We start from the raw sequence: 20,861 nt of genomic DNA, 5'->3' as shown, positions 1-20,861 counted from the left end.
CGACCACCCCTGCCTACGCTGCCGAGCAGCGGACGCTGCTGGTTCGGCCGACGCGCTTCACTGACCGGGCGCTATGCGCAGCAGGCTTCGTCGGAGCGGCTCGCTCGCTCGGTGCCGTCGCCGCGGCGTGACAGCACGACGTTGTTCATCACTTCGGCGTCTCCCTGCTTCACGTACCACTCCCACTCGATGCCGTGCGGATCGGTGGCCCATGTCTCCACCTTCTCGGCGTAGCAGCACATGGTCTCGTCGATCGTGGAGGTGGTGAGGCCGGCCTCGAGCATGCGGGCATGGGCCTGCTCCACCTCGCTGGCAGAGGCGGTCTCGACCCCGAGATGGTTGATGGTGCCGCCGTTGCCGGAGTTCTCGAACAGCACCAGCTTGAGCGGCGGCTCGTCGATGGCGAAGTTGGCATAGCCCTCGCGCCGCTTGGCGGGTTCGGCGCCGAAGAGCCGAGAGTAGAAATCGACCGCCTCGTCGATGTCGTCCACATTGAGCGCCAACTGCAACCGCATGAACTCACGTTAGGGCCGGTCCCGTGCACCGCAAAGGACGATTCCGGACATCCCTGTCGCTCCTGTCGCTGCCAGCGCCCGATGAGTAGTCCGCAAGCGATTCGATGCTGCAACGCCGCCACGGGCATAGGGTGCGCCCCTGTGAATCCCCCGCGACAACCCGGCCCCGGACATTCCCAGCCCGGACAACTCGCCCGCGTGCTCAGTCCCGCGCAACTCGCCGCCGCCGATGCGCTGTCGAGCTACTACGAGAAGGGCGGCAATCCCCCCACCGACGCATTCTCGGCACTCGGCTTCGAGGACGGACTGGCGATCCAGTGCGAGATGCAGCGCCGCGCTGTCGCAGTCGGCACTGTGCAGGCTGGTTGGAAGGTGGGACTCACCTCGGATCGTGCACGCGCAGCGGCGGGCATCGACGATCGGCCCTTCGGGCACGTCAACCGAGTGCTCTCTTCCCCAGCCGACATACCGTCCGCGGAGATCAACAAGGTGACCGTCGAGCCCGAGATGTTCTTCGTCATCGGCAAGCGCATCGCCGGCCACGGCGTTGATCCCGCGTCGGTGCCCGAACGGATCTCAGCGGTCTGCGCCGGTTACGAGATCAACGAGGCGCGGGTAGCCGTCGAAGGCAACCTCGCCATGCTCGTCGCGGACAATCTGACGAACTGGGCCATCGTGCGGGGCTCGGGTGCCGACGCCCCGCCCGCAGCGGAACTCGATCGCTGCGTGGTGACGGTGTTGTGCGACGGCGAGGAACGCTTCAGCTGCACGGCCGCGGACGAGGTCGACAACCCCTACCTGTCGATTGCCCGGCTCGCCGCCACCCTGCACAGGCACGGACTCGCGCTGGAGCCGGGTCAATGTGTCATCACCGGCGCATACGCCCGCTTCCGGGCCGAGGCGGGGCAACACTGGATCACCGACTACAGCGGCATCGGCGCCGTCGAGGCGCTGGTCGCATGAACGCCTCCGGCACACCCGCATCGTCAGCGGCCGCGGCCGCACGCCTGCAAGCTGTCGAGGCGTCGACTGCGTGAACGCATCCAGCACCGGCACCGCAGTGCCCGGCAACGCTCGCGCCCGACCGCGACGCCCTCGCCGTGTGACCAGCAGTCGCCTCAGCACCGCCGAGGCCACCTCTGTCGGCACGCAGACGGGAGCATGACGAGATGAGTACTGGCCTGCCCAGCCCAACGATCTTGGAGGCGCCCGACGGGCCGCTCAACGTGCTCGTGACCAAGACGCTGACCCTGCCCAATGTCAGCCCTGCCGAAGAAGCCGACATCCGTGACGCGGCGGGTCCCGGCACCGTCGTGAACGTCGTCGACCGGCCACGGGACGGGGTGCCGCTGGCGGCGGATGCGCAGGTGATCCTCGGCATCGTGCCCGAGTGGCTGTTCGACGCGGCGCCCCATCTGCGCTGGGTGCATGCGACGGCATCAGGCGTCGACATGTTCATGTATCCCAAGTTCGTCGACAGCGACGTCGTGCTGACCGGCGAGAAAGGCCTCGTCGGCAGCCACTTGGCCGACCACGCGTTCGGCTTGCTGCTGGCGCTGGTCAGGCGCATCGCGATGGCGGCGAAGCTCGGCCCGGACGGCTGGGACAACGACCTCCGGGAACGGATGCGCTACAGCGAGCTCGAACTCGAAGGCCTCACCATGGGCATCCTGGGTTTCGGCGGCACGGGACGTCACCTGGCTCGGCGAGCCGTGGCGTTCGGCATGACTGTGCAGGCGATGGACCTCTACCCGGTACCGCCTGGCAAGGGAGTCGAGACAGTCGGCGGCCCGGAGTCGCTGCACGACATCGTGGCAACCAGCGACGTGCTGGCGGTCGGCCTGCCGCTCACTGACACAACACGGGCAATGTTCGACGACGAGATGTTCGCGCTGATGCCCGATGGGGCGGTCCTGCTGAACGTGACCCGCGGCGAGATCATCGACGGGCCGTCGCTGGAGCGCGCGCTCGCCGCAGGCCGCATCGGCGGGGCCGCCTTGGATGTCGCGCCGGTCGAGCCATTGCCGCCGGACAGCCCGCTGTGGGGATTCGACAACTGCGTCATGACCCCGCATACCGCAGGCGCCAGCCAGCACCGTGCCCGGCGCAATCTCGAGCGCTTCTGCCGGAACTTGGTGGCCTTGCGCGAAGGCAGGCCGCTCGAAGGCGTCGTGGACAAGCAGACCGGGTTCTAGACCGGCGAGATTCCGACACCGACCTGTCACAGAAAATCCGACTGGATTGGTCGGGAATAGCCGGTACAGTGCTGCGTCCGGCAATCCCGCCGGACCAGGCACAGCCCGCCTCATGGGGCACAAGAAATGGAGCTCGACATGAGCGAAACACCCACAGACCCACTTGCCGATCTCGGATTCGAGACACGAATGGTCCACGCGGGACAAGCGCCTGACAGCGCCACCAACGCCCGCGCCGTGCCCATCTACCAGACCACGTCGTTCACCTTCGACAGCTCCGAGCATGCTCAGAACCTGTTCGGGCTGGCGGAGATCGGCAACATCTACACCCGGATCATGAATCCGACCCAGCACGTGCTCGAGGAGCGCATCAGCGCGCTCGAGGGCGGCGTGCGCACTGCGGTCGGGCTCCCGGGAGCGCTGGCGCTGTCCTCGGGACAGGCTGCGGAGACGTTGGCGGTCCTCAACCTGGCGGAGGCAGGCGACCACATCGTGGCCAGCCCGTCGCTGTACGGGGGCACGTACAACCTGTTCCACTACACGCTGCCGAAGATGGGCATCGAGGTCACCTTCGTGGAGGACCCCGACGATGCCGACTCCTGGCGAGCCGCAGTGCGTGACAACACGCGGGCGCTCTACGGCGAGACCGTCGGCAACCCCAAGAACGACATCTTGGACTTCGAGGCGGTCGCAGCCGTGGCGCACAGCGTGAGCGTTCCGCTGATCGTCGACAACACGGTGCCCTCGCCCTACCTGTGCCAGCCCTTGGACCACGGTGCGGACATCGTGGTCCACTCGGCCACGAAGTTCATCGGCGGTCATGGCACGTCGATCGGCGGCCTGATCGTGGACGGCGGCACGTTCGACTTCGGCGCTTCGGGCCGGCACCCGATGTTCACCGAGCCCGATCCCAGCTACCACGGGCTGGCCTACTGGCCTGCCCTCGGCGCAGGGTCGTACATCCTGAAGGCTCGGGTGCAGCTGCTGCGTGACATCGGCGCCGCTGTCTCACCGATGAACGCCTTCCTGTTCCTGCAGGGCATCGAGACGCTGTCGCTTCGCATGGAGCGGCATGTGTCCAACGCTGTCGCGGTGGCCGACTATCTCGAAGGCCATCCGCAGGTCGACTGGGTGCTCTATGCGGGGCTGGCGTCGAGCCCGTACAACGAGCTGGCGCGCAAGTACCTGCCCAAGGGGGCCGGCTCGGTGCTGGCCTTCGGCATCGACGGCGGCACCAAGGCCGGTCAGAAGTTCGTGGAGAGCCTGCGGCTGCACAGCCACGTCGCCAACATCGGCGATGTGCGCAGCCTGGCGATCCACCCGGCGAGCACGACGCACAGCCAGCTGACTCCCCAGGAGCAGTCGGACACCGGCGTCGAGCCGAATCTGGTGCGCCTGTCGGTCGGCATCGAGACGATCGACGACATCATCGCCGACCTCGACATCGGCTTCGAGGCCGCAGCCAGCATCTGACGCTCAGCATCAAACGAAAGCATCAACGGCCGGCGGGCTGGTGCCGTAAGGTCGTCAGCCCGCCGCCGGACGCCGCTCACCAGTCGACGAACTTCGATTCGACCTTCCACGCCGCGCAGTTCATGCAGGAAATTGCGGGGTAGTTCCTGCTGGTTCTTGCAGGCTGCTTCAGCGGACGGCGCCGGCCTCGCGCAGGGCGACGATCTCGTCTGGTTCCAGACCGAACTGGGTCAGGATCTCGTCGGTGTGCTCGCCCCGCGCGGGGCTGGGCCGGCGGATGTCGCCGGGCACGCCGTCGATCTGGGTGGCGTTGCGCACGATGCGAATGTCGCCCATGTGCGGGTGGCGCACCGGCGCCGCCATGCCGAGGTGCTTCACCTGCGGGTCGGCAAACGCCTCGGCCACCGTGTTGACACGCCCGCACGGGATGCCCGCAGCATTGAGCCGCTCGACCCATTCGTCGCAGCCGGCCGTGGCGAGCCGTTCGCTGATGAGCTTGTTCAGCTCGGTCCGATTTGCTGAGCGCAGCTTGGTCGACGAGAACCGTTCGTCGTCGGGCAGGTCAGGGCGGCCGATCTCTGCGCAGAACGTCCGCCACAGCCGGCCTCCCGGCGCCGCGATGTTGATGTGCCCGTCGGCTGCCTCGTAGGTCCCCATCGGGATCATGGTCGGATGGTCGTTGCCGGCCTGCGGTGGGTCCTCCCCGGCCACCGTCCAACGAGCTGCCTGGAAGTCGAGCATGCCGATCATCGACTCGAGCAGCGACGTGTGCACCCAGCGCCCTTCGCCGGTGCGACCCCGTTCGAGGAGCGCGACGAGAATGCCGATCGCCAGCTGCAGCCCGGCGGTCACATCGCTGATCGCCACACCGGCGCGGACGGGGCCGTAGCCGGGCAGCCCCGTGACTGCCATCATCCCGCCGATGCCTTGGGCGATCTGATCGACGCCTCCCCGTGTTGCATAGGGGCCGTCCTGGCCGAATCCCGAGATCGAGCCCATGACGAGGGCCGGGTTCAGACTGTGCAGCGTCTCGAGGTCGAAGCCCAGCCGGTGCTTGACGGTCGGTCGCAGGTTCTCAACCAGCACATCTGCGGACCGCACCAGACGGTGGAGCAGATCGCGGCCCGACGGGTGCTTCAGGTCGATGACCACTGAGCGCTTGTTGCGGTGGATGTTGAGGTGGTCGGGCGAGGTCTCGCGGCCCTCCTCGAAGCCGTCGGTGGGTGCATCCACCCGTATGACATCGGCACCCCAGTCCGCGAGCTGCCGGACCGCCGTGGGCCCGGCACGCGCGATGGTCAGATCGAGTACGACGATGCCGGCGAGCGGCAGCGCCTGAGCGGCTGAATCTGCTCCAGGCGTGGGCACTGTGGCGACCGGCTCGGCACTCGCTGACGCAGCGCCCACCGGCTCAGCACCACCGGCTCAGTGAATCGCCGATGCCGAAGATCGCCATCGTGACGCCGTGCCACGACGACGGCGTCATCTCGGGATCCCACATGGCCTGACCGTCGTAGTGGGTATGGATGTCCGCCCATCCGGGAAGCACGAGATGTCCCTCGGCATCGACCTCGCGACGACCCCGACCGTCCACCTCGCCGACATCAGTGATGACGCCATCGGAGACAGCGACGTCAGCAGCGCCGGGCGCTGCCCCGCTGCCGTCCACCACCGTCCCGTTGCGGATCACGACGTCATTCATGGAAGCGGGCGACATGGCTGTGAGCGTACTGAGTGCTGCAGGACAGGTCCCGGGCCACTTGCTGCTGTGACACCTGCCGTGGTGAGCGGTGTCCGGTTCAGCGGCCGCCGCGCCTGCCGGCAAGAAAGCCCACGCCCCACGAGAGGTGCATGACCGCGAATGCGGCCGCTGCTCGCAGGCGATCGGCCATACCGGGCAGGCCGCGCCGGAGCCGAGCTGCCGCCAGGGCGCAGGCACCGAGATAGGCCGCAGGCACCAGTCCCCCTCGCAGGCGGCCGCGAGCCAGCTCGATCGCCGACAGCACGAGGCCACACACCAGCGCAGGCGCAGCGAGCTGCCGAGGCTGCATCGAGCGCGGATGTCGGCTGATCACGATGCGCTTCCAGGCCCCGTAGTCGTAATACTGACGGGCCAAGCCGCCCCAGCTCGAACGCGGCAGGTAGTCGACCACGAGGCCCGGATCCAGCCAGACGATGCGTCCCTGTTCTCGCAGCCGCCAGTTCAACTCGTAGTCCTGGTTGCGCTCAAGCGACTCGACGAAGCCGCCGACGGCCGCGAGCGCCTCGGCATCGAACACTCCGAGATAAACGGTGTCGACGGGTCCTTCGTGGCGGCCGTGCCGGAACTGGGCTGGACCGCCCCCGAAGCCCGATGACATCGCCGCCGCGATCACACGGCTCAGGCCATGTTGGCCGACGGGTCGTTGCACACCTCCGACGTTCGCAGCCCCGGTGCGGGCCAGCGTCGCTATCGCCCGCTCGACATAGTCGTCCGGAAGCCGGGACTGCGCGTCGACGCGCACAATGATCTCCCCGCGGGAGGCCCCGATCGCAGCGTTGAGACCAGACGACGCTGTGCCTGCTGGATTGCCGACAATCTCGATGGGCCATGAGCAGCGTGCCCCGGCAACCGCGCCCTCGGTTCCGTCGGTACTGGGCGCAACGGCGATCACCACCTCCAGTGGCCCGGTGTAGGTCTGCGCGCTTACCGCGTCGAGACATCCCTGGATCACCTGCGCGCAGTTGCGAGCGGGAATGACCACGGTGGCACGTGGCTTGCCGGCCGTGACATTCGGCTGTCCGGCGCCGCCAGCAGCGGTCACCGGGCGTTGCGACGGGCCATGACGACGAGGCTCTTGGCCATGATCTCCCAGTCGAGCACCGGCGACCAGTTCACGACGTACTGCAGGTCGTGCCCCAGCTTGTAGCCGGGGTCTGTCTGGTAGTGACCCTGTGTCTGCGCCAGACCGGTGATGCCGGGCGGAACGTCATGCCGCCGGCCGTAGCCGGGGATCTCCCGTTCCAGCCGAGCCACGATCTGAGGTCGTTCTGGACGTGGTCCCACGATGGACATCGACCCGGTGAGCACGTTCCACAGCTGCGGCAGTTCGTCGAGCCGGGTCCGTCGGAGCCATCGCATCCCCGACACCACCCGAGGATCGTTCTCGCCTGCCAGCACCGGCCCGTTGCGTTCCGCGTCCCGAGCCATGGTGCGGAACTTCAGAAGCATGAACGGGACTCCCCCGCGGCCCACTCGCTCTTGGCGGTAGAGCACGCCACGGCCTACCCGAGCGCGCACATAGGCGGCCACTGATGCAGCCAGCGGCAACACGACCGGAGCCGACAACGTCAGGTAGGCCAGGTCGAGCAAACGCTTGAATCGCAGGCGACACAGCGGCAGCGCGTGCTCCCGCAACGCAACAAAGGGCATTCCGCCGATCTGGCGGCTCCGCTGCAGGCCGAGCAGCGTGTCGGCCGCAGTGACCCGGCGGTACACGCCGATCCCTCGCAATTCCAGTTCGCCGAGCGGTTCGGGATAGATCTCCTCGAGCGGCTGTCCCGAGAGCAGCAACAGATCTGTCGCCCCGATGCGCTCCGCCTCGGCGCAGATGCCGGACCAGACATCGGGGCCGTCAGTCAAGCTGCCCGCTATCACGGCGTCACGTTCGTTGTCTCCGAGATGCTGCTTTGCGGAGTCGATGTCATCGTTCGTGCCGACGAGCAGCATCCAGGGCTTCCCGAAGCGTCGCAGCCGTACCCGCCGAGCGGCCCACCGGTTGAATGAGATGAGCACGCTGGCGGCAACCGCCAACACGACCAGGTTGCCGCGTGGCATGAGATAGCGGCCCGTGAGCAGCGTCACGGTGGCGTCGCCGCCTACCGCCATGAACGTCAGCAGCATCGCGCGAGGCAACCAGGGCCGATGGCCGAGGCGCTGCTCGTACTCGTAGAAGCCGCCGAAGTAACAGACGGTCATGTGCAGCACGGTGGCGATTCCGAATCCGATGAAGTAGTGGCTGCGCGGGTAGGTGGGCCAGCCGAATCCGAATCGGACCACCGTGATCGCTGCCATCAGGGCGAACAGCGTCACCGCATCGATGATGTAGAGATGCCGGAATCCCGGACGGGCCGGTTCGTTGCCATTCCGGCTCTGCAGCACAGCTGACGTCACGGGAGTCTCATGGCGAGTTGGGACACGTCGCTCGGTGTGCGGCAGCCGGCATCCGGCAGCCGGTGCCGCCCGTCGACTGCCATCGGGCCGATACTACGCTGCGTCCCTTCGCACGGCGGCAGCAGCCGCCGAGAACCGAAAGATCGCTCATGGCACGCCGAGGCGACCCGGAGGCTGAGCCGCCAGGCGAAGCCGGGGCCCGAGCGGCCCGTGAGCGCAGCGAACATGAGCGGGAAGCAACAGCCGACGCAGCAGGAAGGCTCACTACAGCACGCGGCCGATTTGGGCGCCTCTGGTCAGGCTGGACCGTCGTAGCGCTCATCTGCATCGGCCTGTTCGCCCTGTGGGCGCCGGATCTCGACTTGCCGCTCGGCAACAGCGACGACGGTCGCATCTTCGGTCGGGCGGGCATTCAGGCGCGCAATTTCTGGGATCTCGGCCCCATTGAATCCAGCTTGGGAGCGCGCACAGATCCGTTCATCCGAGCCGAGTTCGAGGTACCCCCGCGAACCGAACCGCCCACAGAAGCAGTCACCTACGCGCACCACCCGCCGCTGAAGCAATTCTTGACCATCGCGTCGGTCGGCGCCTTCGGCGACAGCCCAGCCGCAGTCCGGATCACGGACTTCCTGCTGGGCGTCGCCACCGTGGCGTTCCTGGCAGCGGTGCTGCGTGCGGTTGGCATGTCATGGGGGCCGACGCTGATCGCCGTACTGGTGATGGTGAGCACCGGCTTCTTCTATGTGTACGCCCGCATGGGCATCAGCTTCTCGTTGCTGCTGGCGCTCACCGCCGCCATCGCCTGGCTGCGCCAGACGACGCACCCATCGCGTTGGGCGCTGGCGGGTGCAGGTGTGCTCGCGGCGTTGACGGCAATGCACTCATGGATCGCCATCGCGTCGCTGGGATTGCTGCTGCCGTGGCTGTTCATCGGCACGATCCAACGGCGCCGCCGAGAGGCGCACAGCTGGCACTCCATGAGAACCTCGCCTCGCGGCCTGTCCGGCTGGATTCGCCTGGGATGGTCGCCGGGCTTGACCGCGGTCGTCACCGGAGCAGTCGCCGGAGGTCTGCTGACAGCTGGTTGGCTGCTGAACGCAACCGACATCTCCGAGCTGAGCGAGCGCGTGGCGTTTCGCACCGGCAACGACGTGTCAACAGCAGCCGAGCAGGCGCAATTCACCTTTGGCGAATTCCTCCAACGGCAATGGAGCTTCGCCGGTCACCATCTGCTGGCTTCGTGGTGGCTTCGCCTGCTGTTCTTCCCGGCGCTCATCGCGGCATTCCTCGACCGCCGCACACGTGGACCGGCCCTCGTCACGCTCGCTGTCGCCGCGTCACTCACGTTCGCCTTGCAACAAGGCGCCTGGATTCACCGGCTGTGGAACTTTCCCTGGGTGGCACCCACCGCAATCGGCGTTGCGGCCCTTGCTGACGCCGTGCGGCGCGGACTTCGCGGCTGGGCTGCGCGGCTGCGGCTCCCGCTCGGAATGGCCGCTGCGGCAGTTGCCCTGGTGACCCTGGGGTTCGTCGTCACCGGTTCGACTCGTGACTTCTACCTGGACCGTCCTGCGGATGCCGGGGCCGTCCTTGCCCGAGCGCGGGATGCACCTGACATCGCTGAGGCCGAGCTTGTTTGGTTCACCGAGGGAATCTGGACTCCCCGGTGGATCGCGTACTACCTCGACCGGCCCGCTTGGATGCTTGACGAGACCACGCTCGATGATGTCGCCCCCACCGATGTCATCCTCGTGCGGAATGACCGGGTTCCGGACTTCGTGCCTCCCTCGGCACTAGACGAGCCATTGGCCGCAGGAGGCGAATACACCCTGATCACTGCCGCTGCGATGTTCGAGTGACGCACCCGGCAGGCCTCAGGCGAGTCCCTGCCCGCAGCGACGCGCGAATCGCCAGTGATCCGTCAGCATCTCGGCGAGATCGGTCACGTGCACGTAATCGCGAATTGCCGTGCCGTCCCGCGTGTCGTAGTCGTCGCCGAACACCTGCAGCCTGTCCGCAGAGCCCTCCGCCACCCGCATCACCATGGGCAGGCCGCGAAGTGGACCACCGAGTCGACGTCGTGTTCGTCGCACAGCCGCTCGATGGTGGGGCGATCCCCGGCATCACCCTCGACGACGATCAAGTCCGGAGTCGTCAACGACCGCACTCGTGCGATGACATCACGCCGGGAATTGGAAAAGTCGTCGAGCACCACGACATCTCGCCCGGCCGTGTGCAGGGCGGCCACGGTATGGCTCCCGACGTATCCGGTGCCGCCAGTGATCAGCGTGGCCATGGGGGCAGTGTGCCACCCTCCCGCGAGAACCGACCGGTATGGTGAGTGTTCGGTCGGATGGCCGCGGTGGCCCTGCTGCACATGTCGAGGAGCAGATCTTTGGAGCGTCTCCGCGAGCCATTTGCCGCAGACTGGCCGGAAGCGATCGGTCTGCGCCTCAGCAACACCCGCTGTGTGCTGATGCACCGCCAGCGCACAGCCGCACAGGGCACGAGGAGTCGGCTCTTGGCATGGACACCTTGGCTCGGCGCGCTGATGATGCTGGCGGCATGTTCACCGATCAGGGTGACCGAGCCGGTCGAGACGGAATCTGCTCCAACCACTGCCCCGACGACGGAATCGTCGACTGCACTGACGAGCGCCGTGACTGCGCCGCCCCGCACGACAGCCGCGACAATCCAAGCACCGACGACCTCTGCCGTCACCACCGAGCCCGCTCCCCCCACGATTCCTGCGCCTCTCTACCGGGCGCCGCTGACTGGCCTGCCGGCCCCTGCCGAGATCACGCGGCCCGCTGCCGTGGTGAAGATCGACAACCACCCGAACGCGCTGCCGCAATGGGGCATCAACATGGCTGACGTGGTGTACGAGGAACTCGTCGAAGCGCGCCTCACCCGGCTGGTCGCCATCTTCCATTCCCGCGATGCCCACCTGATCGGCCCCATCCGGTCAGCTCGCACGGGTGACTTCGCGCTGCTGTCGAACCTCAACCGGCCCATCTTCGTGAACTCAGGCGCCAACGAATACACCGAACGTGCGCTCCGCGGCGTCGACGCGGTCAACATCACCGACGGAGGCTCGCTGGACAACGGCGTGTTCAAACGCTCACCGGCCAAGCAGTCGCCACACAATCTCATCAGCGATACGACCCGGATCTTCGCCGCCGGCAGCGAGCGAGGCGGAACGCCGCCTGCGTACTTCCGCTTCCGGGACGAAGGCGAGAGCTTGCCGCGAGCCACCACGGTCAGCGGCGTCGATATCGACTTCGGACAGATCGAGGCGTCCTACCGCTGGAATGCAGGGCTGGGCGGATGGACCCGTACCCAGAATGGCAGCGAGCACACCGACTTCGACGGCGTGCGCGTGGCCCCCGAGAACGTCATCGTGCAGTTCGTGCGCTACCGCCAGAGTCCGGCCAACAGGGTGACTCCCGAGCCGGTGCTGACCGGCAGCGGCGTCGCGTGGATGCTCAGCGACGGGCAGGTGGTGCAGGGGACATGGGAACGCCTGTCCGAGCGCGACGTCACCGTATTCCGTTCGGACAACTCCGTGATCGTCCCGCTCACGCCTGGTCGCACCTGGATCGCGCTCGCCCGGAAGGGCACCGCCACGCTCGTTCCCTGATCCGCGTCAGACATGTCCGCTCAGCCGTACCGGCTGCGGCTGCGGTGGGCTCAGCTGAACTCGTGGCGAGACACGTCGGACCACAGGCGTTCGAGGTCGTAGTACTCCCGGGTGGATTCGTGAAACACGTGCGCGACGAACTCCCCGAAATCGAGCAGGACCCATTGCGCCTCGTCCAGCCCTTCGGTGCGGATCGGGCCTTCGCCCCCGGCCGCCTTCACGTGCTCTTCCATCATCTCGGCTATGCGCCGCACGCGACGCACATTCGGAGCGCTCGCGATGACGAACCAATCGGTGATGGCCAGCACGTCGCCGACGTCGAGCACCACGATGCGCTCGGCGGACATCTCAGATGCCCCTTCGACGGCGGCCCGCACGAGTGCCGGCGGAACCGAGGCGAGGCTCTCGGCAATCGGCTTGGGGGCGTGCATCGCACCGTCGGCCGGGGACGCCTGGGGAACCGATGCCACGCTCACGCAGAATAGAGCTTGTGGTCGGCGATGTAGCCCATCACTGCTCGCGGCACGAGACGGTCAAGGGCGGCTGCCGTCTCGGGACCGCCGGACCCCTCCAGCAACTCGCGCACCCAAGTTGCGGATGCTGCCACCGGCGCCATGAAGACGGCAGTTGCGCGCCAGCCGCCCAAGCGGACACGAGGCACGCCGGTCGGCTGGATCACTGCGATCGTCACGCGCTGCGCCAGCTCGTCTGCCCGATGCCACGTCGACAGACCAGCAGCCGTGGCTGGCCCCATGACCAGCACGGTCTCGGTGCCAGGACGTTCGAGCTCCATCACCGTGTCGATCATGTAGCTGGGTCCGTCGCGCTCCAGTTCGGCATTGCTGACCTCGATGCCGCTGAGTCCGTCAAACGCCAAGCGCGCCATCGCCAATCGATGGTGAGAAGGCGTAACCGAACGGCGTCCGGATTTCTGCCACGGGTCATGAGCGACGACGACATGCAGGATGTCTGCGGCCAGCTGATCCCGCGCCCGGATCGCGGCTGTGACGTGCCCGACATGGGGAGGATCGAACGTGCCCCCGAATATCCCGAGTTGCGGCGGCACCGCGGCAGTGTAGAGTCGCCCGTCACAACACATGGGTCTTGTGCACCGAGGCGCCACTGAGTCCAGCTTCTCCAAGAGACGGCTCTCGGATGCGCTTGTTTGCGCGCGCTAGGTGCCATGTGCTACGTTTGGTCGTCCGCCCAAAGCAGTGTTGTGCAAGGCCCGGAGTCCCAGGTCGTGCATCGTGTGCAGGCGAACAAGCAAGGAAGGCGTCGCCGCCACGGGGACGTCGCGCCTGAGCCAGGACTGAACAGGCCTGTCGAGGGCAAGAAATACCCGGTGTCCCCCACCGGGCGGCATGCCGAGACGGCATGCAACCGAAGACGAGAATCGGCTGCCTCCGGCCGGTTGGAGTGTGTGTCATGGATTCAGTTGGCCAGTATCTGAACGAGATCGGCGCGGTCGCCCTGCTGACCGCCGAAGACGAGCGCATGCTGTCCCAGCAGATCGAGGCCGGACGTGACGCACGCGCACGCCTCGACAGCGACGAGGAGCTGTCGGTGGCAGAACGGCGCGGGCTGCGCAAAGCCGTGCAGACCGCTGCCGCCGCCCGAGACCGGTTCATCCGCGCGAACCTCCGGCTGGTGGTGTCGATCGCTCGCCGCTACCCGCTTCCGCCCACGCTCGAGCTGCTCGATCTGATCCAGGAGGGCAACCTCGGCCTTGAGCACGCTGTCGAGAAGTTCGACTGGCGGCGCGGATTCAAGTTCTCCACCTACGCAACGTTCTGGATCCGCCAGTCCATCGGGCGCGCGCTGGATCAGAAGGGCAGCCTCATCCGCCTGCCCTCGGATCGCTCTGCGACACTGCGCGCAGCGCTCCGCCACAACGGCGGCGACAGCGACTCGCTCGACGACGAGAACGCCTGGCTGCAGCGGATCAGCACCCCGACGTCGCTCGACAAGACCGTCGGCGATGACGGCGACAGCGCGCTCATCGACCTCATCGGCGATGACGCGCCTGGACCCGAGCACTTCGCCATCGAGGCGGACCGTCGCGGGATGGTGATGTCCATGCTGGGTCGGCTGGACAAGCGTGCCCGCTACGCCGTGGCTCGGCGCAACGGGATCATCGACGGCGAGCAGCGCAGCTACCGCGAGATCGGCGAGGAGCTCGGCGTGACCGCCGAGGCAGCTCGCCGTCTGGTCAAGCGTGCCGTCGATGAGCTGCAGAGCCTCGCCGCCGACGGCGAGTTCGTGGACATCGATGCCGACGCAGACGCAGTCTGAGCCAGCCGACGCGCTTTGCTCCGGGACCCCCCCGGCTGCAGCGACTGGGTCCGGGGGGTCCCCGGTCGACTCGTCTCAGCACGCACCAAGGTGGCATCCCGGCTCGTGGGCTGACCGGCCCGCAGGTCAGCAGCCCGAATGGCCCGACCACACCGCGCTCTCCAAGTCGCTGAGCGAGCTGGGCTGCAGGCCGCCGCTGGTGTTCGCAGGCGAGGCGCGGCGGCTCACCGATCACTTGGGGCGTGTCTGCGCCGGCGAGGCATTTGTCCTGCAGGCCGGCGACTGCGCGGAGTCATTCGATCTGTCGACCGCCGATCAGATCCGCGACCGCCTCAAGGTCATCCTGCAGATGGCCGTGGTGCTGCAGTACTCCGCCGGTCTGCCCATCGTGAAGGTCGGTCGGATCGCCGGTCAGTTCGCCAAGCCGCGCAGCCAGCCGATGGAGACTCGCGACGGCGTGACGCTGCCGATCTTCCGGGGCCACATTGTCAATGACATCGCATTCGACCCCGCTGCCCGCACACCGGATCCGTCCCGATTGCTGCAGGCGTACAACACCTCGGCGGCGACGCTGAATCTGCTGCGGGCATTCACCCGTGGCGGCTACGCAGATCTGCGCCAAGTGCACACTTGGAATCAGGAGTTCGTCGCGTCGAGTCCTGCGGGCCAGCGCTACGAAGCTTTGGCCAACGGCATCGACTCTGCGCTGCGGTTCATGAACGCGTGCGGCCTCGACACCGATGACAGCGCCATGCGGCAGGTCGAGCTCTACACCAGCCACGAGGCGCTGCTGCTGGGTTACGAAGAGGCGATGACTCGAACTGACAGCATCACGGGCGACTGGTATGACTGCTCAGCGCACATGCTGTGGATCGGCGAGCGGACCCGAGAGATCGACGGCGCTCATGTGGAGTTCCTGCGCGGCGTGCACAACCCGATCGGGGTGAAGCTCGGGCCGACAGCGACATCTGATGAGGTCCTCGCGCTCTGCGAGGCGTTGAACCCGGATCGGATTCCTGGCCGCCTGAGCCTGATCAGCCGCATGGGGGCCGGCAACGTCGCCGATGCCTTCGGTCCCATCCTGCGTGCCGTCACCGACGCCGACCACCCGGTGGTGTGGCAATGCGATCCGATGCATGGCAACACCTACACCACCGACAAAAGCGTCAAGACCCGTCACTTCGACGCCATCTTGTCGGAGATCCGGGAGTACTTCGCCGAGCACGCCAAGGCGGGGTCCTGGCCCGGCGGCATCCACTTGGAGATCACAGGAGATGCCGTCACCGAGTGCGTCGGCGGCGGTGACGAGCTGGCCCAGCACCAGCTCGGGGATCGCTACGAGACCATGTGCGACCCTCGCCTGAACGGCCGCCAGTCGCTCGACTTGGCGTTCTTGGTAGCCGAGCTGCTCGCCGCAGCCCCCTAGCTGCCGGGTCGCCCGTTCGCGTCCAAGGGGTCGCCAGAGGTCAAGTCGAGTGGTGTGACGTCAGGCACGGCGCGCGGTCGCGGCGTTGCCGGGCTGCGCGGCCTGCTCGCCCCAGCATCGGGCGGCTTGCGTGTCGTCTGTCTTGGTTGTCGGTTATCGGGGTGCTGCCCACAGTTTGATCTTGACGTTGCGGTTGCTTTGGCTGCGCCAGTCGGTGGCGCTGCTGCCGCGTATGCTGAGCCCGTCGCCGATGCTCCAGCCCTCTGCGGTGGGGTCGTCCTGGGCGGCCTTCGAGTTCAGCTCCAGCCGGAACGAGTTCGCTGGCAGGTCGCTGAAGACGAGGTGGTACTTGGTGTCCGCGGCGAGGTTGCAGCCCGCCGCCGCCAGGAACGTATGGCTCTTGGGCAGCGGGCCGTCGGTCTGGCTGGGACGCGTCACCGCGCCGCCGCTCACCCTGGTGTGCTCGCGGATCGCCACGGGCCTCTGCAGGTCGCACGTCTTCGTCGCGGACGGCGCGTCGGAGGAGTCGGCGTGTATCGCGATCGCCGGCGCCGCTGCGGTGGAGGGCGAGACGAGATGGAACTGCGCCTCCACCCGGTCCAGCCGGTAGCCCCCCGAGTGCGAGCCCGTCGTGAACTGCTGAGCGAAGTCGACGTCCTCGGCCAGTTCCTCGGTGCTCAGCAGACTGTGAGAGGAATAGTCGTCGCCGGGACGGTCGTGGTACACGTTGTCGGTGACCTCCGCCACGCCCGTGATGTCGGTCACCGTGATCGTGTAGTCGCCCTCGTACTCCACCGACAGATGATCGTCAGCGCTCGTGCGGGGATTGTCGGGGTTGACGTCCTTGGCGTCCACGTTGACGTAATGCCGCCGCCAGTCGGTCTTGACGTGAACAACGGAACGACCGTCCTCGCGGTTGTGGTCCACCGCGGAGCCCAGCCCCGACAGATCACCATCACCGGGCCTCAAGAACCTGACCGACACCATCCCGCCGGTGTCCACCCCCGGACTGTCCCCGAACACCGCCTCCACCCGGTAATAGCCGCCCGCCGGCACGTCCAGCCGCCACAGATCACCAGCAGCCCCGTAACAGACCCGCCGATCATCACGCCGCGGCAGACCGCGGCAGCCGACATCGCTGCCCGACAAATGCCCATAACTGGTCTGACCCAAAGAAACCAAACCCGTCACGTCCCCATAACGCCGATCATCCCCAGGAAAATCCCCGTCATCAGGCTCCACATACGGATCGGTGAACTCCCCGCTCATGCGCAGCTTGAGCCTGCGCATCCGAGGACCCCATGAGTCGGTGTACCGGAGTGCATTGCCGACAAAGGACCATCCCGGCAGTGCCGCAGCATGACTGTCTGCAACTCCCACAACCTGCCCGGTTCCTGCGGTCCGAATCAACACCGCCCAGTACGTCGTGTTGGGCTCCAAGGCCAGAGGCGCAGCAGCATTGTACGTGACCTCATCCGTACTAGGAGTGGTGACGGGAGAGATCTCCAACTCGTGCACGCGAGTTTCCGGCTGTCCTTCGCCTGTCCAGATCTCCGGCCGGATCGTCAGATTTTGCCGGAAACTGTTCAGCACGAGTGTCACGCTGTGCAACAGATACCCGGTGGGAATCGCGCCGGTCCTGAACGACTGGGCCAGTCTCGTAGTATTGTCGGTAAGATTGGCTGCTATTGCGTCGTCACTTTCTGTGTTGGAGAGGAACGTCGTGAGGTGACTCGACTCGGCTGTCTCGGGTTCTTCTTGTTCGGGCTGCTGGTCTTCGGTCTCTGTCTGCGGTGCGCCCGGTGTGGTGATGCTGAGGGTGTCGGAGGGTTCGCTGAGGCCTGCGGCGTTGCGGGCCTGGACGGCGTAGTGCAGCGTGGCGCCGGCGGGCGCCGCGGCGTCGGTGTAGCTGGTCGCAGTCGAGCCGGTGACCTCCGCGACGGCTTGCAGCGACGCCGGATCGGCGCCGCGCAGGACGCGGTAGCCGCCGGCTGTGCCGCCGCCGGGGGCTTGCCACAGCAGCAGCACGTGACCCTCAGGGCTGAGCGCGATGCCCGTCAGCGAGGGCGCCGCGGGCGTGCTGTCAGCGTCCGCGGGCGTGTCGGAGCGCGGCTCTGCCTGCCGATGGTCTGCCTGCTGGTCGGCGGACCCGGCTTCGCGCTGGGACTCTTCGGCGCTGTGAGGTTCTTGCCCGGCCTGGCGCTGCTGCGCAGCAACAGGCGCCTCAACGCGCTCGGACCCAGCAGCCGACGACGACAGCACCGCCGCCGACGCCTCAGGCGTCCACGGCGACGCCGACACCCCGCCCCCGGCGTCATGGAACCGCGCCCGCAGCGTCACCTTGTACACAGCGCCCTCATCGAGACCGCGCAACGTCACCGACGTCGCGTCCCCGGCCGGCCACTCGTTGCCCCGACCCGCCTCATTCGGCTGCCAATACGACAGATACCCCAGATCCTCACGCGCCCACCGGACCCGATACTCAAACGCCTCCCGCTCAGGCGCGTCCCACGAAACCCTCAACTCCCCCGCAGCGTCACTCGAGACCGACACCCCGCCCAGCCGCGGCGAAGACTCCCCGGCCCCACAGGCACCGCCGCCGACGCCAACAACACCACCACCGACAACGCCGCCCAACGCATCACACCACGACCAACCACGGGGGGGGGGGGGGTCAGACAACACCGCACCCCGCCGCGCGCCCACACCGAACCCGCCGCCCGACACCGACCCGAACCCAGCCGAATCCCTCACCACGCACCTCCCCTCAAACCGAACCATCAACGCCGACACCAACACGCCGACACCAACACAGCACACTACAGCACACCCAAGCTCCCCACCCCCACCACACAGACACACCGGCCGTGACTCAACAACCCGAGTCTCTACCAAACACGGGGTGATTCAAGTCTCTACAAAACACGGGGTGATTCACCGATCCGACTGCGCGCGTCACGCGACAAGCTCGGTCGGGTGACGGTGTTCATACAGGAAACGCATTGAGTTGGATCGGCGCTGACCACCAGACGATCGCCAGCGCGCCGGCCACCAGCGAGGGGCCGAGCGCGAAGCGGTGGTCGGTGCTGCGGCCCAGCGCGACGATGCCGAACGCTCCTACCAGGGCAGCGAACGCGAAGCCGGCCAAGAACCCCGTCAGCACCGTCGTCAGCCCGCCAAGTCCCAAGTGCAGGCCCAAGTAGCCGCCGAGGCGCACGTCGCCGTATCCGAGGCTGCCGCGCGACGCCAACCAGATGACATGCATCAGGCCCCAGCCGACCGCTCCCCCGGTCGCGACGGCGACGGCGGTGGCCCCGAGACCCGCCAACCCGCCTTCGATCGCTGCCGCCCCGCACAGCAAAGCGATGGCTCCCGCGCTGGTTGCTCGCAACAGCCGGGTGGGGATCAGATGGGTGCGCAGGTCGATGCCCGAGATCACCACGCCAGTCCAGCCGAACGCGAGCATCGGGGCTAAGTAGGCGCTCGAGCCGGTCCGCAGCACCAGTGCAGCCCCGATCACGACACACCAGGCGATCGCCGGTGCCGGATGCAGGCTCACGCCAAAGCAGCGTCGGGCGCAACGAACTGATGCGGCACCCGCAGCAGCGCCGCCCAATGCGATGGCTGCACCGGTAACGAGACTCGGACCCACTTGGGCGATCACCACAGAGCCGTCGCCGGCGACCATGGCTGAGCGCTGGAGGCAATCGCCCCTTCGCCATCATGTGTTGCACCCGTCGACATGCCCTGCTCCCGGTCGTCGGCAGCCGCAGAGGGCTGCGGCTCGAGCCGGGGAGTCACCCGGCGATATCCAAGCCGACGGCTGCCCCCATTGCCTTGACGGGAGCATCGCGGCCGGTCCACATCTTGAACTGCTCAGCGGCCTGGAACAAGAGCATTCCTGTGCCGTTGAGGATCTGGGCGCCTGCTTCGTCGGCAACTTCGAGGAACGGCGTCACAGCGGGCATGTAGATGAGGTCCACCGCCATCTGCCCGCGGCGCAGCATCTCCGGGGCAACCGGCATCGGATCAGCCGCATTCATGCCGAGCGGCGTGGCGTTCACGACCAGATCGGCGTCTCTCACCGCGCCGGGAGCGCCGACCATCACCGACATCGAGCTGCCGACACCGGCTGCCGCTGCAGCCGCCTTGCCGAGCTCGGCTGCCCGCACCGCTGACTCCATGGAGCGATTCACGATCGTGACCGAGGCGCCCTCGCTCACCAGAGCCGCCACCACGGCGCGCGCCGCCCCACCTCCGCCCAGCACCACGGCATGCATGCCGGCGAACTCGACGCCTGCCTGACGGCGCAGCGAGTTCACGAAGCCCACGCCGTCGGTGTTCTCGCCGATCATGCGGTCACCGCTGCGACGCACGCAGTTGACGGCTCCCAGCATGGCTGCGGCAGGCGACAGCTCGTCGCAGGCCTCAACCACCTCAGCCTTGAGAGGCATGGTCACCGACAGGCCGTCGATGCCTAGGGCGCGCATCGCAGCGACGGCTCCTGCGCCGCCGCCGGCCGGGACCTCGAACGCGACATAGGCCCAGTCCAGGCCGAGGTGCGCGAACCCAGCGTTGTGCAGCGCCGGGCTCAGGGAGTGCCGCACGGGGTCGCCGATCACGCCGGCCACCTTCGTATCACCAGACAGTGCAGGTCGCATCGACACAGTGTGCATGCCAGCGATGCCCTTTGAGGTGGGCCAACACTGCTAGTGCTGTGACCACAAACGTTTGCGCGAGTGGCTTAGCCCTGATTCACCGGTGTGATGTGGGTGGGTGGTGCGGCGCGTCCACCAGAAAGGCCTCCTGACGTGGCATTTTGCCGTTTGTGAGATCGTGGCGTGATGCCATGACGGGAGGCACTTTCTGTGAGCACTGTAGTTGGGGGTTTGGACCGGATCGAGGCTGTGTTCGACGACGGGTCCCTGGTCGGGGACGCGGGGCTGGTGCTGGCGGGCACGCTGGTGGGCCGCGGGCTTGGAGGAGCTGATCGGCGAGGCGGTGCGCCCGCCGGGGGCTGGGCGCGGGTCGGGCGCGAAGGTGCTCACGGCTGTGTGCTCGATGCTGGTGGGCGGGTCGTTCTTTTCTGACGCGGACAGGCTGCGGGCAGGCTCGGCTGGGGCGGTGGTGGGGTTCGCGCCGGTGGCGCCGTCCACGCTGGGGA

At 67.3% G+C, this 20,861-nt stretch carries 20 protein-coding genes; 8 read left to right on the top strand and 12 right to left on the bottom strand.

Features of this window, described 5'->3' with window-relative positions:
• Positions 1-71: 71 nt before the first annotated feature.
• Positions 72-515 carry an ArsI/CadI family heavy metal resistance metalloenzyme gene (locus ACOGXQ_RS18770; protein WP_419945125.1) on the bottom strand — a complete coding sequence of 148 codons (444 nt, stop codon included), beginning with the start codon at positions 513-515 and terminating at the stop codon, positions 72-74.
• 141 nt (positions 516-656) lie between these two features.
• Here ACOGXQ_RS18770 and ACOGXQ_RS18765 point away from each other — a divergent pair, with 141 nt between their 5' ends.
• The 3 genes from ACOGXQ_RS18765 (at position 657) to ACOGXQ_RS18755 (ending at position 4,183) form a co-directional block, all read left to right on the top strand.
• The gene (locus ACOGXQ_RS18765) at positions 657-1,478 is read left to right on the top strand and encodes a 2-keto-4-pentenoate hydratase (RefSeq protein ID WP_419945124.1); all 822 of its coding nucleotides are present in this window, start codon (positions 657-659) and stop codon (positions 1,476-1,478) included.
• A 206-nt stretch (positions 1,479-1,684) separates the two neighbouring features.
• A complete protein-coding gene (locus ACOGXQ_RS18760; protein ID WP_419945123.1) occupies positions 1,685-2,710 on the top strand; it encodes a D-2-hydroxyacid dehydrogenase in 1,026 nt (341 codons plus the stop codon).
• Positions 2,711-2,848: 138 nt separating this feature from the next.
• Positions 2,849-4,183: a bifunctional o-acetylhomoserine/o-acetylserine sulfhydrylase gene (locus tag ACOGXQ_RS18755; protein WP_419945122.1), complete on the top strand. Its 1,335-nt coding sequence runs from the start codon at positions 2,849-2,851 to the stop codon at positions 4,181-4,183.
• Positions 4,184-4,351: 168 nt separating this feature from the next.
• Here the strand turns inward: ACOGXQ_RS18755 and ACOGXQ_RS18750 are convergent, their stop codons facing one another.
• The 4 genes from ACOGXQ_RS18750 to ACOGXQ_RS18735 form a co-directional block, all read right to left on the bottom strand.
• On the bottom strand, positions 4,352-5,590 hold the full coding sequence (locus ACOGXQ_RS18750) for a CaiB/BaiF CoA transferase family protein (RefSeq protein WP_419945121.1): 1,239 nt from the start codon (positions 5,588-5,590) through the stop codon (positions 4,352-4,354).
• 4 nt (positions 5,591-5,594) lie between these two features.
• On the bottom strand, positions 5,595-5,900 hold the full coding sequence (locus ACOGXQ_RS18745; RefSeq protein ID WP_419945120.1) for an amidohydrolase family protein: 306 nt from the start codon (positions 5,898-5,900) through the stop codon (positions 5,595-5,597).
• Positions 5,901-5,982: 82 nt separating this feature from the next.
• Positions 5,983-6,987, bottom strand: coding sequence for a glycosyltransferase family 2 protein (locus ACOGXQ_RS18740; protein ID WP_419945119.1), 1,005 nt, complete (start codon positions 6,985-6,987; stop codon positions 5,983-5,985).
• Positions 6,984-8,336 (bottom strand): sugar transferase, encoded by a 1,353-nt coding sequence (locus ACOGXQ_RS18735; protein ID WP_419945118.1) that lies wholly within the window; start codon positions 8,334-8,336, stop codon positions 6,984-6,986. Before ACOGXQ_RS18735 ends, ACOGXQ_RS18740 begins: the two co-directional genes overlap by 4 nt.
• Before the next feature lie 149 nt (positions 8,337-8,485).
• Between ACOGXQ_RS18735 and ACOGXQ_RS18730 the strand changes: the two genes are divergently transcribed.
• Complete coding sequence (locus ACOGXQ_RS18730) at positions 8,486-10,195, top strand: hypothetical protein (protein ID WP_419945117.1); 1,710 nt, start codon at positions 8,486-8,488, stop codon at positions 10,193-10,195.
• Between the two features lie 15 nt (positions 10,196-10,210).
• Here the strand turns inward: ACOGXQ_RS18730 and ACOGXQ_RS18725 are convergent, their stop codons facing one another.
• Positions 10,211-10,381: a hypothetical protein gene (locus ACOGXQ_RS18725; protein WP_419945116.1), complete on the bottom strand. Its 171-nt coding sequence runs from the start codon at positions 10,379-10,381 to the stop codon at positions 10,211-10,213.
• Positions 10,375-10,632: an NAD-dependent epimerase/dehydratase family protein gene (locus ACOGXQ_RS18720; protein WP_419945115.1), complete on the bottom strand. Its 258-nt coding sequence runs from the start codon at positions 10,630-10,632 to the stop codon at positions 10,375-10,377. Before ACOGXQ_RS18720 ends, ACOGXQ_RS18725 begins: the two co-directional genes overlap by 7 nt.
• 99 nt (positions 10,633-10,731) lie before the next feature.
• On the opposite strand from ACOGXQ_RS18720, the gene ACOGXQ_RS18715 reads away from it, so the two are divergent.
• Positions 10,732-11,976 (top strand): DUF3048 domain-containing protein, encoded by a 1,245-nt coding sequence (locus tag ACOGXQ_RS18715; protein ID WP_419945114.1) that lies wholly within the window; start codon positions 10,732-10,734, stop codon positions 11,974-11,976.
• A 50-nt stretch (positions 11,977-12,026) separates the two neighbouring features.
• Here ACOGXQ_RS18715 and rsfS read toward each other — a convergent pair whose 3' ends face one another.
• On the bottom strand, positions 12,027-12,452 hold the full coding sequence (gene rsfS, locus ACOGXQ_RS18710) for a ribosome silencing factor (protein ID WP_419945113.1): 426 nt from the start codon (positions 12,450-12,452) through the stop codon (positions 12,027-12,029).
• Positions 12,449-13,042: a nicotinate-nicotinamide nucleotide adenylyltransferase gene (locus ACOGXQ_RS18705; RefSeq protein ID WP_419945112.1), complete on the bottom strand. Its 594-nt coding sequence runs from the start codon at positions 13,040-13,042 to the stop codon at positions 12,449-12,451. The genes rsfS and ACOGXQ_RS18705 overlap by 4 nt, the downstream gene beginning before the upstream one ends.
• A 362-nt stretch (positions 13,043-13,404) precedes the next feature.
• Between ACOGXQ_RS18705 and ACOGXQ_RS18700 the strand changes: the two genes are divergently transcribed.
• Positions 13,405-14,271 (top strand): sigma-70 family RNA polymerase sigma factor, encoded by an 867-nt coding sequence (locus tag ACOGXQ_RS18700; protein WP_419945111.1) that lies wholly within the window; start codon positions 13,405-13,407, stop codon positions 14,269-14,271.
• A complete protein-coding gene (locus ACOGXQ_RS18695; protein WP_419945110.1) occupies positions 14,249-15,697 on the top strand; it encodes a class II 3-deoxy-7-phosphoheptulonate synthase in 1,449 nt (482 codons plus the stop codon). The genes ACOGXQ_RS18700 and ACOGXQ_RS18695 overlap by 23 nt, the downstream gene beginning before the upstream one ends.
• 153 nt (positions 15,698-15,850) lie before the next feature.
• Here ACOGXQ_RS18695 and ACOGXQ_RS18690 read toward each other — a convergent pair whose 3' ends face one another.
• The 3 genes from ACOGXQ_RS18690 to aroE form a co-directional block, all read right to left on the bottom strand.
• A complete protein-coding gene (locus tag ACOGXQ_RS18690; protein ID WP_419945109.1) occupies positions 15,851-18,334 on the bottom strand; it encodes a choice-of-anchor R domain-containing protein in 2,484 nt (827 codons plus the stop codon).
• Positions 18,335-18,683: 349 nt separating this feature from the next.
• Positions 18,684-19,385 (bottom strand): hypothetical protein, encoded by a 702-nt coding sequence (locus ACOGXQ_RS18685; protein WP_419945108.1) that lies wholly within the window; start codon positions 19,383-19,385, stop codon positions 18,684-18,686.
• Positions 19,386-19,494: 109 nt separating this feature from the next.
• Positions 19,495-20,358, bottom strand: a complete 864-nt coding sequence (gene aroE, locus ACOGXQ_RS18680; RefSeq protein ID WP_419945107.1) for a shikimate dehydrogenase — start codon at positions 20,356-20,358, stop codon at positions 19,495-19,497.
• Between the two features lie 207 nt (positions 20,359-20,565).
• Between aroE and ACOGXQ_RS18675 the strand changes: the two genes are divergently transcribed.
• Entirely contained in the window at positions 20,566-20,787 is a 222-nt protein-coding gene (locus tag ACOGXQ_RS18675) for a hypothetical protein (RefSeq protein WP_419945106.1), read from the top strand.
• Positions 20,788-20,861: the final 74 nt, after the last annotated feature.

Source organism: Candidatus Poriferisodalis sp., from assembly GCF_965208485.1.
In the GTDB taxonomy this organism is placed as follows: domain Bacteria; phylum Actinomycetota; class Acidimicrobiia; order Acidimicrobiales; family Poriferisodalaceae; genus Poriferisodalis.
The sequence above is the reverse complement of the archived record's forward strand: the minus strand, read 5'-3'. Positions and strand labels throughout refer to the sequence as shown.

Excerpts from the sequence above, each read along its gene's own strand:
- ACOGXQ_RS18770 (WP_419945125.1), bottom strand. The coding sequence starts at position 515 with ATGCGGTTGCAGTTGGCGCTCAATGTGGACGACATCGACGAGGCGGTC.
- ACOGXQ_RS18760 (WP_419945123.1), top strand. The coding sequence starts at position 1,685 with ATGAGTACTGGCCTGCCCAGCCCAACGATCTTGGAGGCGCCCGACGGG.
- ACOGXQ_RS18755 (WP_419945122.1), top strand. The coding sequence starts at position 2,849 with ATGAGCGAAACACCCACAGACCCACTTGCCGATCTCGGATTCGAGACA.
- ACOGXQ_RS18745 (WP_419945120.1), bottom strand. The coding sequence starts at position 5,900 with ATGTCGCCCGCTTCCATGAATGACGTCGTGATCCGCAACGGGACGGTG.
- ACOGXQ_RS18730 (WP_419945117.1), top strand. The coding sequence starts at position 8,486 with ATGGCACGCCGAGGCGACCCGGAGGCTGAGCCGCCAGGCGAAGCCGGG.
- ACOGXQ_RS18725 (WP_419945116.1), bottom strand. The coding sequence starts at position 10,381 with ATGGTGATGCGGGTGGCGGAGGGCTCTGCGGACAGGCTGCAGGTGTTC.
- ACOGXQ_RS18720 (WP_419945115.1), bottom strand. The coding sequence starts at position 10,632 with ATGGCCACGCTGATCACTGGCGGCACCGGATACGTCGGGAGCCATACC.
- ACOGXQ_RS18700 (WP_419945111.1), top strand. The coding sequence starts at position 13,405 with ATGGATTCAGTTGGCCAGTATCTGAACGAGATCGGCGCGGTCGCCCTG.
- ACOGXQ_RS18695 (WP_419945110.1), top strand. The coding sequence starts at position 14,249 with ATGCCGACGCAGACGCAGTCTGAGCCAGCCGACGCGCTTTGCTCCGGG.
- ACOGXQ_RS18685 (WP_419945108.1), bottom strand. The coding sequence starts at position 19,385 with ATGGTCGCCGGCGACGGCTCTGTGGTGATCGCCCAAGTGGGTCCGAGT.
- aroE (WP_419945107.1), bottom strand. The coding sequence starts at position 20,358 with ATGCGACCTGCACTGTCTGGTGATACGAAGGTGGCCGGCGTGATCGGC.